We start from the raw sequence: 12768 nt of genomic DNA on the forward strand, positions 1-12768 counted from the left end.
CTCGGCAAGAGGTTTCGCCGCTTCAATGCGCGGTTCTTTTCTTAGTGGCTGGGTGCTTCCACTCAATGACCTGCCCGTCCTGCTCCAGCCGTATTTTCAGCTTCGCATAATCCACCTGCTGCACCGGGGTCTTGTCATTCACGGCCATACAAGCAGCGGTGCCCGCGCTCTGGCTGGTGCACATGAAGACGGGCTCCATACGGATGCTGCTGTAGGCGGTATGGCTGGCACTCAGCGCGAAGGTGACGAGGAGATTGTCGCACTCGCCCTGCCTGGGAACAATGGCCGCATAGCCGATGCCATAAGGTGGCGCGCCATCACGACCGCCAGCGGTCTTGCCCTCACGCACGACCACTCCTTCTTTCACGATGCGGCGGATCTCGTGCGTGTCCGTGCCGTAGCTGCCAAGGCTGACAGGCTTGGGCGCCACCAGCCGCCCAAAGGTGTGATGTTCGGTCATCACCAGCTCGCTGATCATGCGCCGGGCCTCGCGCACATAAATCTGGTGCGGCCAGCCGCCGTTGTCGATGAACTCATCCTTGGGCAGGCCAAAACGCTGCATGTCCTTGCGCACCTTCTCCGGAACGCGCAGATCAGTAGCCAGGAAGTGCAGCAGGCCGCGGTGGTAGTTTTCATGTTCTTTTCCGATCTTCCCGCGCTGCGCGTAGCTGGCCTCAGGCCATGCGTGCGAGGCACCGGGCAGATTGCCGCCAAAAGTCGCGGTGTTGAAGTCCCACTTGTCATTCGGCAGCGCGTCATGCTTGGAGAACCAGCGCAGGTCCATGTCATCCCCATTGGCGATACAGGCTTCGATAAAGCGCACCACGATCTCGTAACGTTTAGGATCGTAATCCGAAGGCGGCGTGATGGGAATCATGTTGGCCGGGTTCGTGGTGAGGCAGAGTCGATAGCAATAGGCCTGCACGCCAGGTGCAGGTTCGCCGGGGGCACCAGGCTCTCCGGGCTGAATGAGAGGCAGCAGACCGCTTTGGGGATCTCCCTTCACCACGTAGGGATCGAGTGGAAAATCCCGATCCCACACGCCTTGGCCACCTTTGAGCCGCCCGCTCTCTCCGGGCTGTGCGTAGCTGGTGTGGGGCAGAAACTTTTCCGCGTAGTGGATGCCATTGTAGGTTTCTCCATACTTCGCATTGCCTTCGCGCATCAGGGTATAAGCCACGCCCGACTTTGCCATCAGATCGCCCTCATAGGTGGTGTCGATGAAAACTTTTGCGCGAAACACGGTGCCGTCTTCACAGACGAACTCCGTGATGTGCGACCCGTTCTTTTTCACAGAGGCCAGGCGCGCGCCGAAGTGCACCTTCACTCCGGCCTCGCGAGTCAGGTCGTTGAAAACCTGCTCCGCCTTGTGCGGCTCGATTGCATACGCGCCACCGGTGGCTGGGCCGCCGCCCTTGCTCTCAAAGGGCCTGTCCCAGGCCAGTGTCACTCCCACGGTCGCAGCCAGCTTGGTAAAATACTCGCGCGCGATGCCACCGACGGAGCGTGGATCGCCGATGTCCACGGCGCTGAGACCGCCGCTGGTCATGCCGCCGAGATGACGACCAGGCTCGGCAATCACCACACTCTTTCCCATGCGCGCCGCCTGCACTGCAGCCGCTACACCACCACTGGTGCCGCCATAGACACACACATCGGCTTCCACCACAGCGGCGGTGACAAAAGACGAAGACAAGGCAAGAGCAAGCAGAAAGGACTTCATGGGTTATCTGAAAGCAGACGATGCAATGCCGCACTCCTTGCTGGTCAGGAAGTCTGACCAACGACCAGATCCACAAAGATCACCGCCACAGGCTCTCCCGCCTTGAGCGTGACCTCCAGGCTGTTTTTGCCCGCACGCAGAAGTGACTGCGGAAGGGTCCACGCGCGCAGTTCCTCCGGCTTGCCGAGCATGGATGGGTAGTGAACGCGGAAAGGCTCCGAGACATCGTCTGTCGCTACAACGGGCTCGCCATTGAATGTGGCGGCCCACTCGCTGGCGCCGAGCGCCTTGTCCGCCTGAATTCGCACACGCGCCCCCTGCCTCCAGCCGCCGCTAGGCGGGGCGAGATCAAAAATGAACTTGGCCGCTTTGCCCACCTCGATCTTGCGCGGCACGGGCAACGGCTTCATGCCGGGAGCACGCCAGCCCTGGGCGATGAACCAGTGCTGCGGCCCCTGCGCGAGCGCCTGGGGATCGCGCACAGCTTTCAGCGCCTCAAAAGGTGGCTCACCAAACACTCCGCGTCCCTCACCCTGGCCATGCTGGCGATAGTAGGCAAAATTGAAGAGGCTGATGCCATCGGCACCGCGTGCATAAGCCAGATGCGCGGCGGTGTGCAGGTGCTCCCGCGTCGCTCGGCGGAAGGGAAAGACATCGTAGCCTTTCAGAACTTTGTCGCCCTTCCAGATCGTGTGGCAGAGTTCAAAGTAAAGCGCCGCTCCTTTCGTCTGCGTGCGGATGGCAGCAAGATCATGCTGCTGCGTGGTGAAGTAATGCTCGGAGGCATTCACCATATCGAGGCCCGCAGCGACGAGGGCTTTCAGATCAAGTCCCAGTACATCCAGCGCGGGCAGGTGACAGGGCACACGCGCGCAGAGCCAGCGGCGCTTCCCAATCCTCGCCGTCTGATTCATCAAGGTGCGCACCTCGCGCACAAAGGCTGTCATGATGGCACGGCGCTGCTCAAGTGACGTCTCTTCAGGGCGGAAGTAGCTGTAGAAGCGAAGGAAATCGAGTTCCAGACCGTTGAGATCGTAGTTCTCACACAGTTCACGAATGAGCGCCATCTTCTGCGCACGCACCTCCGGCACAGCCCAGTTTTGAACGAGGTCGGCACCTCGCAGAGAGCCGGGCTTGAGACGGTATTCAGGATGCTCGACGTAAAATTTCGTCACACTCATGCCGATGCTGCTGCCAGGTTTGTCTCCAGGCTTGGGATCGCTGAACTCCTTGTGATGCGCATCATTCATGCGCAGCGAGATAAACGCCGCCTGCTGCTTCTGCCGACAACGGTCGATGAAGACCTGCACCACATCTCCACCATCCAGCACAAACTGTCCGAAGGAATCGGGCTTCTGGCCGTAGCGCTGCCTGATCCATGCGTAGTGCTCCGCCAGAGGCAGCGCCTTGCTGGGCCAGAGGGGCACCATGCCCAGGCCGGGCTGCAGCAAATGCGCATCCACCAGCCCCGCCACCTCGTCCACCGTAGCCTCCAGCATCTCCGTCCGAAACGGCTCCCGTGCTCGGTGAAAAGGGCTGACGCAGGAGGTGATGTTGGTCAGGTCATTGCTGTAGAGCACGCGCGGCGCGCCACGTGGTATCTCTGCTGCTCCAGTCATCCATGGCAGGACCGCTGCGGCCTTGAGACAATCACGCCTTGTGACGCCGGCTCTTTGAGATGGTTTTTCAAATCGGGGATTATTCTTCATGCAGCTGCAATGGCGTCGTCTCTGGTCTTTTCCGAATGTCTTTGGCACGACACAGATTGCAACCTCTCTGCTGCGGGCAGCCATCAAACAAAAAAACAGCCACCTCATACGCTGAGATGGCTGCCACATGGAATCTATCAATGCCCTGGCTTACTTCGTCGGAAACGGGTTCCTCTCGTCAAAGCCCGCCTGATGCCAGTAGGGGTAGATCTTTGGCTTGTCGCTGGCGGCGTCCAGTTTGGCCACCTGCTCGGCTGTGAGGTTCCAGCCCACGGCACCGAGGTTTTGGCGTAGCTGCTCCTCATTGCGCGCGCCAATAATAAGCGAGGAAACGGTAGGCCGCTGGAGCAGCCAGTTCAGCGCCACCTGTGGCACGGTCTTGCCGGTTTCGGCGGCCACTTCATCCAGGGCATCCACTACTTTGTAGAGGTATTCATCATCCACCTGAGGTCCTGCTGAGGCGCTAAGTTTGTGGTTCAGGCGGCTCGTCTCTGGGCGTGGCTGATTGCGGCGGATCTTGCCTGTCAGGCGGCCCCAGCCGAGCGGGCTCCAGACGACCGCGCCAACTTTCTGGTCCAGTCCCAGCGGCATCAGCTCCCACTCATACTCACGACCGATCAGCGAGTAGTAGGTCTGATTGGCCACATACTTCGTCAGACCAAACTTGTCGGCATGCGCCAGAGATTTCATGAGATGCCAGCCGGAGAAGTTTGAGACGCCGATGTAGCGGATCTTTCCTGCACGCACGAGATCGTCCAGGGTACCGACGACCTCCTCCACTGGAGTCATGGCATCAAAGCCGTGAAGTTGATAGAGGTCGATGTAGTCGGTCCCCAGGCGCTTCAGGCTGCCCTCCACGGAGCGGATGAGATGCCAGCGGGAGGAGCCGACGTTATTCGGCCCCTCGCCAAAGCGGAAGGTGCCCTTGGTGGAGATGAGCACCTGGTCGCGACGACCTTTGATGGCCTGCCCCAGAATCTCCTCCGCCAGACCATTCGAATAAATGTCTGCTGAATCAAACATCGTCAGCCCATGCTCCAGGCAGATGTCGATGAGGCGGGAGGCTTCCGCGACATCAGACGCGCCCCATTCTTTGAAGAATTCCGTGCCGCCGCCAAAGGTGCCGGTGCCGAGAGTGAGAGCCGGCACTTTGAAGCCGGAGCCGCCGAGTTGTCTGTATTCCATAGGTGTGTGAGTTTGGGGTGAAAAGGAGCCAAGAAGCTTATGAATTGAACTGCCGCAGTTCTTTAAAAACGCCCGCTGCAATCTCAAACGAGCGCAGCCTGGCCTGCTGATCGTAAATGTGCGCGGTGGCGATGATCTCATCAGCCCCCGTGTCATTGAGCAGCATCTCGATCTGTCGTCGGAAAGCGGCCGGTCCGCCTATGGCAGAGCAGCGTGTCATGCGGTCCACCTGCGCAGCCTCCGTGGGAGTCCACAGACGCCCCATGTCATCCACAGGCGGCTGGAGCTGTCGCGGTCTACCGCGCACGAGATTGAGAAACACCTGCTGCAATGAGGTAAATAGTCTCCGTGCCTCCTCATCTGTATCTGCAGCAAAGATGTTCACGCCGATCATCACATGTGGCTTTTCCAGCACCTTGGAGGGCTGAAAATGGCTGCGGTAGATGTCCAGCGCCTGATGCAGCAGCTCCGGCGCAAAATGAGAGGCAAAAGCAAACGGCAGCCCCAGCTCCGCTGCCAGCGTGGCGCTGAAGGTGCTGCTGCCGAGAAGGTAAAGAGGCACATTCAGCCCCTGACCTGGCACAGCCTGCACTCTCTGCCCCGGCACCGGTGGGCCTAGAAAGCCCAGCAGTTCCTGCACATCCGCCGGGAAGGTATCGCCACTGCTGCCGAGACCGCGCCTTAGCGCGCGGGCAGTGAGTTGATCCCCGCCCGGCGCACGACCAAGCCCGAGATCAATGCGGCCGGGATATAACGACTCCAGGGTGCCAAACTGCTCGGCAATCACCAGCGGCGCGTGATTAGGCAGCATGATGCCGCCGGAGCCCACGCGGATGGTGGATGTGCCGCCTGCAATGTGCCCGATGACCACCGACGTGGCCGCGCTGGCCACACCGGGGATGTTGTGATGCTCCGCCACCCAGTAGCGGTGATAGCCCAACTTTTCCGTATGCTGCGCCAGACTCAGCGAGTGGCGAAAGGACTGCGCCGCAGTCTCTCCCTCCAGTATCGGGGAAAGATCCAGCACGGAGTAAAGGAGGCCGTCATGCGCATTCATAACGCAGGGTAATCGGTGTAGCCTTTGGCCCCGTCTCCATAAAAGGTGGAGGGATCAGGAGAGTTCAGGGCGGCACCTGAAGCAAAGCGTTTCGGGAGGTCGGGATTGGCCAGGAAGGGCACCCCAAAGGCCACGGCATCTGCATCTCCAGCAGCAAGGATCGCATTCCCAGACTCCAGAGTGAACTTCTCGTTGGCCACATACACGCCGCCAAAGGCCTTCTTGAGCGCTGGGCCGATGCTGTCGGGTGCCTGATGCTCACGCGCCGCGATGAAGGCGATCTTGCGACGGCCAAGCTCACGCGCTACATAGCCAAAAGTTTCCAGAGGGTTCGCATCGCCCATGTCGTGCGCATCTCCTCGCGGCGCCAGGTGCATACCCACACGGTCAGCGCCCCAGACGGAGATCACCGCATCTGCGACCTCCAGCATCAGCCGCGCACGGTTTTCCACTGTGCCGCCGTACTCATCCGTGCGCAGATTAGTCTTGGACTGAAGAAACTGATCCAGCAGGTAACCATTCGCACCGTGGATCTCGACACCGTCGAACCCGGCTAGCTTTGCGTTTTCAGCGCCTTTGCGGAAAGCTTCGACGATGCCCGGGATTTCGGCGAGTTCCAAAGCACGCGGTGTTACAAAAGGCTTCTCAGGCCGCACCAGGCTCACATGCCCTGCGGCTGCGATGGCACTGGGGGCCACAGGCAGAGCGCCATTCAGGAACATTGGGTCCGAAATACGCCCCACATGCCAGAGCTGGAGAAAAATGCGCCCTCCGGCCTCATGCACGGCCTGGGTCACGAGCTTCCAGCCAGTCACCTGCTCCTCCGACCAGATGCCAGGTGTATTTGCATAACCGACGCCCATTGGGGTCACAGAGGTGGCCTCGGTGAGGATGAGTCCAGCGCCAGCACGCTGGCGGTAGTACTCGGCCATGAGGGAGTTCGGCACACGCTGCTGCCCGGCTCGTGCACGGGTCAGAGGGGCCAGGAAAATGCGGTTGGCAAGGGTCAGAGAGCCGAGCTGGAGGGGGTCAAAGAGAGTAGGCATAAACAGTTAGTTCCTTTGTTCATAAATACCGAACAATAGAATTATTGAACTGCAAGTGAAATTAATGTAGCTTCCGCACATCAGACCCCTCCACCATCCTCCAGCCGAAAGTTTCACCGTCGCGGGCATCCTTCATGCCCTGTCAGACCCGGTGCGTCTCAGCATTGTAGCCGAGCTGCGCAAGGCCGAGGAGGGCCTGAACTGCGTGGAAACCACCGGACGTCTGAAGTGCACCATGCCCAAGTCCACCTGCTCTCAGCACTACCGTATTTTGCGCGAGTCCGGCATCATCCACAGCGAGCGCCGTGGCGTGGAGCTCACCAGCAAGGTGCGCCGGAAAGAGCTGGATAGCCGCTTTCCTGGCCTGCTGGACGCCATTCTCAAAGCATGGCGGCGTGAGCACGGAGAGTGAGCCCCGCTCTATTCACCACACTCTGGCTCAGCCAGCGGCTCCTGCCTGAACTCACCGTCTCGTGAAGCCTGCCAGCAAACGTTTGCCTCCACATCCAGGCAGGTGAGCCACCCGCCGCCGTAAGCGTAGGTGTCGATGCAAACGGCATGTCCACAATTCAACGGTCTGCCGCTTTTCTGAGCTGAGTGGCCGCAGATCATGCGTCGTCCGGAAACATGCGGATGCTTTGCACTGAAGTGCGCCCAAAGCAGCGTCTTCTCAGACTGCTCAGCCATCGGCAGCTCCGGCACGACATTCGCATGGACAAAAAAATCATTCGCCTCCTCGTGATAAAGCGCCGTGGATTCTAGAAAATTCCAGTGCACATCCGGAATGTCCGCAAAAGTAGTGGCAGCATAGGAGTCCAGCGTTTCGGTGCCGCCATAGGTAAGCCACTTGGACAGAAAAGAACTGTCATCACGTGCCCGCAACATCATCACCTCATGGTTTCCTCGCAGCGTCACCAGCCGACAGCGGTTCCGCAGCTCCAGCAGATGCTCAATGACTGCATGCGTGGCTGGCCCGCGATTAACGTAGTCCCCCAGAGTCACCACCGTGTCTGAGGCGTCAAACTTCAGCTCCTGGTCCAGACGCCGCAGGGCATCGGCACAGCCATGAATGTCTCCAATGGCAAACAACCGCATGATGAATAAGTTAAGGAGTTCATGAACGGGAGAAAGACAGCTTTGTCAGCCGGTTTTTCACCGTTCATGTTTTCTCGTTTGGTCTTCAGCATAGGGGTACCTCCGAGCCACTCTCGAAATACACTTCGCGGATTGTGAGGCGCTGCCTTGCCCTCACTGGGCAGCCGTGAGCCACTCCAGATTGAAGCGGGCCAAAGTCAGGCGACCTCCGGCAAAGTGGGCCAGCACAGAGCCGTCACCGCTGCGGCCGTAGAAGCAGAGGATGGTACCACTCTTGGTCACCGCGATGTCTGAGTACATGCTCGGCCCAGGTTCGATGGACTTGCTCACCGGCCAGGTCTGGCCCTCGTCGCGGCTGAGCTTCACGCTGACATTTTTGCGGTCGCGGTTTTTGCCGGGTTCTGCTTTGCCTTTTGCTTTCTCCAGATTGTGCGGATTGGAGAAAAGAATGAGGCTTTGTCCGTCGTGATCGTAGCGCACAATACCGCCCATGCAGATGGGCTCCAGCAGCGCGTCATCAAACTTTGGCGTGCTCCAGCCTGTGGCACCATCCTTGCTGATCGTGATGAGGCGACGGTGCGCCTTGGACTCACTGCGCACATTCAGCATGACGCTGCCGTCGTTAAGTTCGACGGCCACGGTTTCATTCGGATTGATCCACTCTTCTGTGCAGGGCACGGCGATATCGCCAGCCTTCCAGGTTTTGCCCTGGTCATCGCTGTAGATGGTGGCGGTGACACTGGGGCGATGTGCGTTTCCACCCGTGCCGGTGGAAAGCCACACAGGGACAACGAGACGGCCGCTCTTGAGCTGGATGCTGTGGTCCGGCCCGGTGGCCAGCACCTTCCAGTCATAGTCTTTCTTGAAGGCGTCAAAGGCGGCTGTGATCTCGACGGGCTTGCTCCAGGTGAGACCATCGTCCACGCTGTGCTGGTAGAAGCAGCGCTCGTACTCCAGGCAGAAGAGCATGTGCACCGTACCGTCTTTGTCAGAGATGAGCACAGGGTTGTTGTAGGTCACGTCATTGGGATCAACGTTCTTCATTTTGAGCGCGAAAGGGTTTTTCTCCTTTGGTCCCTCCACATTGGCAATACTTTGAGGTGAACTCCAGGTCTTGCCTTCATCCGTGCTGCGACGGAGCAGGATGCGGATGTCATCCCAGTCGCTGACACCGGCGGCACGTTTACGCGCCTCACACCAGGTCAGCACCGTGCCCTTGGCTGTCACTACAATTCCGGGAATGTGATAGAGCTGATAGGCGGGATTGTCTCCGACGATGAAAAGATCCTGTTTTTCGATGAAGGGTTCGGCGGCAGCGAGCGTGCTGCAAAGCAGCAGGAGTGAGGCGAGATGTTTCATGGTTGTCATGGTTAGGTGGCTGTATGGTAAAGGATCACAGTTTGCGGGTCTCAGAGGGCGGCTACCACTCCCCTTCCCGCTGGAATTTGGCCCTGGCGTTTTTGCCAAACTGCGCGCCAGCGGCGGCCAGATTGGCCAGAACCTCGTCGCTGCTCAAACCCGCACTGCCACGTGCAGCAGGGATGACGGTCTGGCATTCATTGGCATCCATGAAGCGTGAGGCTTCGAGGATCTGCGGCTGCGCCTCAGGCTCAATCACGAGGAAGCCGTGCTTGTCGGCATGAATCAAGTCACCGGGGTTGACCTTGCGCCCAAAAACTTCCACTTCGCAGTTCCAGCGCACGGGATGCACATGCGCATGGCCCACGCACATGCGGCGTGCCAGGGCTTTGAACCCTGCATTGTTCATTTCATCCACATCACGGATCGCACCGTCAACGATGGTGCCCACGCAACCCAGTGCGCGGTGCATGTTGCTGTTCACCTCGCCCCAGAAGGAGCCGATGGTGCGCGGCTTGTCGAGATCCTGCACACAGACGATCTTGGGCCCGGGGATACTGGCCACGTAGCGGCGGTACTCATTCCAGGCGTTCGCGTTGGCCTCGCGGTGCGCCTTGTTGCTCGGCTCCACCACCACGGTGACGGCGTAGCCAACCATCGGCCCCATCTGCGGCATGAAGTCGCGGACTTCTTCCAGGTTGAAGCCGTCGGCCGCAGGATCGCGCTTGGTGATCTGCTCCCAGCCATTGTAGATGGTGGGTGTGTTCCAGCGCTTGAGTTGGAGGAGTTCGGAATGAGGAAGCATGAGGATGAAGGTTGGCCCTTCATGAACGCAGCGGCACGCGAATTCTCTGTGGTCATTTCAGCTGACCACGGCATCATGTAACACTCCTGCCATGCACGCCGTACCGCCCCGCCCTTCACTCGTGACACACAGCGCCGACTTTCTCCGCGAAGCCCTGCTGCGCGGAGAATGGCAGGACGTGCTGCCATCTGAGCGCATGCTCTGCACGCGCCTGCGCATCAGCCGCCCCACACTGCGCGCGGTGCTCTCACAACTGGAACAGGAAGGTGTGATCGGGCCCGTGGTGAACAAGCGGCGGCAGATCCTCGCGCCATCCGCCAGCTCAAGTGGAAAGCCCGCCGCCTCGCATCTGATAGCGCTTTTATCACCCGTCCCGCAGCAGGCCATGCCTCCGTTTGTGCTGTTCTGGATGGACTCCCTGCGCGAGCTCCTCGCAGAGGCAGGCTATCAGCTGGAGGTGCATGTGAGCACGCACTGCTTCACAGCCAAGCCGGCAGGTGGCTTGAAAAAACTGACACAACGCGCACCGGCCGCAGCATGGGTGCTTTTCCGATCCACTCCTGTCATGCAGCGCTGGTTTGCCGAGCAGCAGATGCCTGTGGTCATCGCAGGCTCATGCGCCGAGGGGCTTTCTCTTCCCTCCGTGGATCTGGACTACCGCGCCACCTGCCGCCACGCCGCCACGATGTTGATGCAAAAAGGGCACCGCCGTATCGCGCTGCTGCTGCCTGACTCCTCTCATGGCGGCGATGTGGACAGCGCGCTGGGATTTCGTGAAGCCTTTGCCACCCGCGATGCCGAGCCCTGCGTACTGCCTCACCATGAAACAGCCGAACAGGTGATCGCGACACTCAGTGAAGCACTCAAGCGCAAACCGGCCCCCACGGCTTTTCTCGTCGCGCGCTCCATCCATGCACTCACAGTGGTGACGCATCTGCTTCGCCTCGGCCACCGCCTGCCGCGAGACTTTGCTGTCGTCTCCCGCGATGACGACGCCTTCCTAGACCATGTCTCGCCAAAGGTGACACGTTACTCCGCCGATGCCGCCAAATTTGCCCGTCGTCTCGCAAAACTGGTGCTGCAACTTGCGCAGACCGGCCACACCAGCACCAAGCCCGCGAGACTGATGCCAGACCTGCGACGTGGCGAGACGGTGTGAAGAACCCTAGGCTCCAAACGCCTCAATGAAGCACACCTCCAGCGCCAGCCCTTCATTCACATTGGTATGCAGGTGGCTTTCCAGCTGACGCAGCACGCGGATTCGCTTGGTCACATCTCCGGGCTGCCAGCGTGCAGCCAGGGCGGCGGTGGCATCTTGAAATTTTGGCAGATCCAGATTCACGGCCCCAGCCTGCTGACGCGCCACATCACCCATCCATGAAAGCAGCAGCTCCATCAGCGAGGTGCGCTGCTGCAGATACTCGGCCTCGATCTGCGCCTCCACCTGCTCTTCGCGTTGCTTCAACCAAGTTCCATCGGTGGTCTTGGCGTAATGCTCCTGCTCACGCTCAAACTCAGCCTCCTGCTCCTTTTTGATGGAGTCGTGCAGGCTTTCGAGAATGTCTTCAAAATCCTTCTTGAGCGAAAGCGCCTCCGCGATGCTGCCGCCCTGCTTGGAGGCCATGCGCTTGAGCACATAGAGCAGCCTGCCCTCGTGCTCGGTAAAGATGCGCGCGCCATCCGGTGGCAGCAGAGAGATCTCGATCACACGAGACTGGATGGTGGGCAGCAGCTGCTCGGGCTGCGTGGTCAGCAGCAGGAGCAGTGTGTTCGGCGGCGGCTCCTCCAGCGTCTTGAGAAAGGCGTTCTGCGCCTGCACGTTCATGCGCTCGGCATCCACGATCACGGCCAGCTTCCAGCCGTTGGGCGCGGCGGTCTGGTGAATCATCTTTTCCAGAAAGCGGATGGTGCCGGGATCGTCGCCATCATCGCCGATGGTGATGCGGCGGGATTTGCTCTGCGGGCGGAGGACTACAGCCCCCTGCCCTTCCCAACCTTCCAGGGAGCCCATCTTGGTGCCCACCAGGAGATCCAAGGCTCTGGCGGCAAAAACTTCATGCTGCGCCGCCTTCGGCCCAGTGATCAGGTAGGCGTGTCCCAGACGGCCGTTGTCACGGGCACGGCCGAGGAGCTCTAGGGCATGGTCGCTCTTAAACGGCATGGGTTTGCGCGGTGATGATCTGCCAGATGTTTTCGTGCACGGCCTCCGGCGCAACCGCTGCATCGATGATGCGGATGCGACCCGGCTCGGCACGCGCCAGATCAAGGTAGCCTTGGCGGACCTTTTCAAAGAACTCCATCGGCTGGCTTTCGATACGATCCAAGGCGCGTCCCGCCTGGTGAATGCGCTGCCGTGCGATGGTGCTGTCCATGTCGAGCAGCAGCGTCAGGGCAGGCAGCGTGCCACCGATGGCAAAATGATTGATGGCACGCACACTCTCCAGCGGCAGGCCGCGCGCCACGCCTTGATAAACCGTCGTGGAGTCCAGGAAGCGGTCCAGAATGACAAACGCACCGTCATCCAGCAGCGGGCGGATCTTCTCGCGCACCAGCTGGGCCCGGCTGGCGGCAAAGAGCAGCAGCTCCGTCTCATTGGACATCGTGGCCCCTTCCTTGGCATGCTGCAGCAGATGCCGGATGCTCTCTCCCAGCTCCGTGCCGCCTGGCTCGCGCAGCACGACCACACGCCGCCCCGCAGTCTCCAGCCGCGTGCGCAGCAGGCCTATCTGCGTGGACTTGCCGCAGCCTTCGGAGCCTTCAAAGGAGAGCAGGAAACCAGCGCTCATCGC

The 12768-nt window shown here is 60.1% G+C and carries 12 protein-coding genes; 2 read left to right on the top strand and 10 right to left on the bottom strand.

Annotated elements, in window-relative coordinates; translation table 11 throughout:
- Nucleotides 1-22: 22 nt before the first annotated feature.
- The 5 genes from HNQ65_RS14255 to HNQ65_RS14275 all read right to left on the bottom strand — a co-directional run bounded on the left by HNQ65_RS14255 (nucleotide 23) and on the right by HNQ65_RS14275 (nucleotide 6720).
- The gene (locus HNQ65_RS14255; protein WP_184340219.1) at nucleotides 23-1723 is read right to left on the bottom strand and encodes an FAD-dependent oxidoreductase; all 1701 of its coding nucleotides are present in this window, start codon (nucleotides 1721-1723) and stop codon (nucleotides 23-25) included.
- 44 nt (nucleotides 1724-1767) lie between these two features.
- The gene (locus HNQ65_RS14260; protein WP_221306163.1) at nucleotides 1768-3303 is read right to left on the bottom strand and encodes a hypothetical protein; all 1536 of its coding nucleotides are present in this window, start codon (nucleotides 3301-3303) and stop codon (nucleotides 1768-1770) included.
- A 279-nt stretch (nucleotides 3304-3582) separates the two neighbouring features.
- Entirely contained in the window at nucleotides 3583-4617 is a 1035-nt protein-coding gene (locus tag HNQ65_RS14265; protein ID WP_184340221.1) for an aldo/keto reductase, read from the bottom strand.
- A 37-nt stretch (nucleotides 4618-4654) separates the two neighbouring features.
- On the bottom strand, nucleotides 4655-5674 hold the full coding sequence (locus tag HNQ65_RS14270; RefSeq protein WP_184340222.1) for an LLM class flavin-dependent oxidoreductase: 1020 nt from the start codon (nucleotides 5672-5674) through the stop codon (nucleotides 4655-4657).
- Entirely contained in the window at nucleotides 5671-6720 is a 1050-nt protein-coding gene (locus HNQ65_RS14275) for an alkene reductase (RefSeq protein ID WP_184340223.1), read from the bottom strand. The genes HNQ65_RS14270 and HNQ65_RS14275 overlap by 4 nt, the downstream gene beginning before the upstream one ends.
- A 151-nt stretch (nucleotides 6721-6871) precedes the next feature.
- On the opposite strand from HNQ65_RS14275, the gene HNQ65_RS14280 reads away from it, so the two are divergent.
- Nucleotides 6872-7132, top strand: a complete 261-nt coding sequence (locus HNQ65_RS14280; RefSeq protein ID WP_343076562.1) for an ArsR/SmtB family transcription factor — start codon at nucleotides 6872-6874, stop codon at nucleotides 7130-7132.
- 8 nt (nucleotides 7133-7140) lie between these two features.
- Here HNQ65_RS14280 and HNQ65_RS14285 read toward each other — a convergent pair whose 3' ends face one another.
- The 3 genes from HNQ65_RS14285 to HNQ65_RS14295 all read right to left on the bottom strand — a co-directional run bounded on the left by HNQ65_RS14285 (nucleotide 7141) and on the right by HNQ65_RS14295 (nucleotide 9979).
- Nucleotides 7141-7815 carry a metallophosphoesterase family protein gene (locus HNQ65_RS14285; protein ID WP_184340224.1) on the bottom strand — a complete coding sequence of 225 codons (675 nt, stop codon included), beginning with the start codon at nucleotides 7813-7815 and terminating at the stop codon, nucleotides 7141-7143.
- A gap of 153 nt (nucleotides 7816-7968) precedes the next feature.
- Nucleotides 7969-9174, bottom strand: a complete 1206-nt coding sequence (locus HNQ65_RS14290) for a sialidase family protein (RefSeq protein WP_246438219.1) — start codon at nucleotides 9172-9174, stop codon at nucleotides 7969-7971.
- A 61-nt stretch (nucleotides 9175-9235) separates the two neighbouring features.
- Nucleotides 9236-9979, bottom strand: a complete 744-nt coding sequence (locus HNQ65_RS14295) for an RraA family protein (protein ID WP_184340226.1) — start codon at nucleotides 9977-9979, stop codon at nucleotides 9236-9238.
- A 91-nt stretch (nucleotides 9980-10070) separates the two neighbouring features.
- On the opposite strand from HNQ65_RS14295, the gene HNQ65_RS14300 reads away from it, so the two are divergent.
- Nucleotides 10071-11138: a substrate-binding domain-containing protein gene (locus HNQ65_RS14300; RefSeq protein WP_184340227.1), complete on the top strand. Its 1068-nt coding sequence runs from the start codon at nucleotides 10071-10073 to the stop codon at nucleotides 11136-11138.
- A gap of 6 nt (nucleotides 11139-11144) precedes the next feature.
- On the opposite strand, the gene HNQ65_RS14305 is transcribed toward HNQ65_RS14300, so the two are convergent.
- Together HNQ65_RS14305 and tmk are read right to left on the bottom strand one after the other, a co-directional pair.
- A complete protein-coding gene (locus HNQ65_RS14305; RefSeq protein ID WP_184340228.1) occupies nucleotides 11145-12140 on the bottom strand; it encodes a hypothetical protein in 996 nt (331 codons plus the stop codon).
- Entirely contained in the window at nucleotides 12130-12765 is a 636-nt protein-coding gene (tmk, locus tag HNQ65_RS14310) for a dTMP kinase (RefSeq protein ID WP_184340229.1), read from the bottom strand. The genes HNQ65_RS14305 and tmk overlap by 11 nt, the downstream gene beginning before the upstream one ends.
- Nucleotides 12766-12768: the final 3 nt, after the last annotated feature.

Origin of the sequence: Prosthecobacter vanneervenii, assembly GCF_014203095.1 — a bacterium.
In the GTDB taxonomy this organism is placed as follows: Bacteria; Verrucomicrobiota; Verrucomicrobiia; order Verrucomicrobiales; family Verrucomicrobiaceae; genus Prosthecobacter; species Prosthecobacter vanneervenii.

What these genes read in the sequence shown, in the direction of transcription:
- HNQ65_RS14290 (WP_246438219.1), bottom strand. Translation starts at nt 9,174, where the DNA reads ATGAAACATCTCGCCTCACTCCTGCTGCTTTGCAGCACGCTCGCTGCC.
- HNQ65_RS14285 (WP_184340224.1), bottom strand. Translation starts at nt 7,815, where the DNA reads ATGCGGTTGTTTGCCATTGGAGACATTCATGGCTGTGCCGATGCCCTG.
- HNQ65_RS14305 (WP_184340228.1), bottom strand. Translation starts at nt 12,140, where the DNA reads ATGCCGTTTAAGAGCGACCATGCCCTAGAGCTCCTCGGCCGTGCCCGT.
- HNQ65_RS14300 (WP_184340227.1), top strand. Translation starts at nt 10,071, where the DNA reads ATGCACGCCGTACCGCCCCGCCCTTCACTCGTGACACACAGCGCCGAC.
- tmk (WP_184340229.1), bottom strand. Translation starts at nt 12,765, where the DNA reads ATGAGCGCTGGTTTCCTGCTCTCCTTTGAAGGCTCCGAAGGCTGCGGC.
- HNQ65_RS14295 (WP_184340226.1), bottom strand. Translation starts at nt 9,979, where the DNA reads ATGCTTCCTCATTCCGAACTCCTCCAACTCAAGCGCTGGAACACACCC.
- HNQ65_RS14255 (WP_184340219.1), bottom strand. Translation starts at nt 1,723, where the DNA reads ATGAAGTCCTTTCTGCTTGCTCTTGCCTTGTCTTCGTCTTTTGTCACC.
- HNQ65_RS14265 (WP_184340221.1), bottom strand. Translation starts at nt 4,617, where the DNA reads ATGGAATACAGACAACTCGGCGGCTCCGGCTTCAAAGTGCCGGCTCTC.
- HNQ65_RS14275 (WP_184340223.1), bottom strand. Translation starts at nt 6,720, where the DNA reads ATGCCTACTCTCTTTGACCCCCTCCAGCTCGGCTCTCTGACCCTTGCC.
- HNQ65_RS14270 (WP_184340222.1), bottom strand. Translation starts at nt 5,674, where the DNA reads ATGAATGCGCATGACGGCCTCCTTTACTCCGTGCTGGATCTTTCCCCG.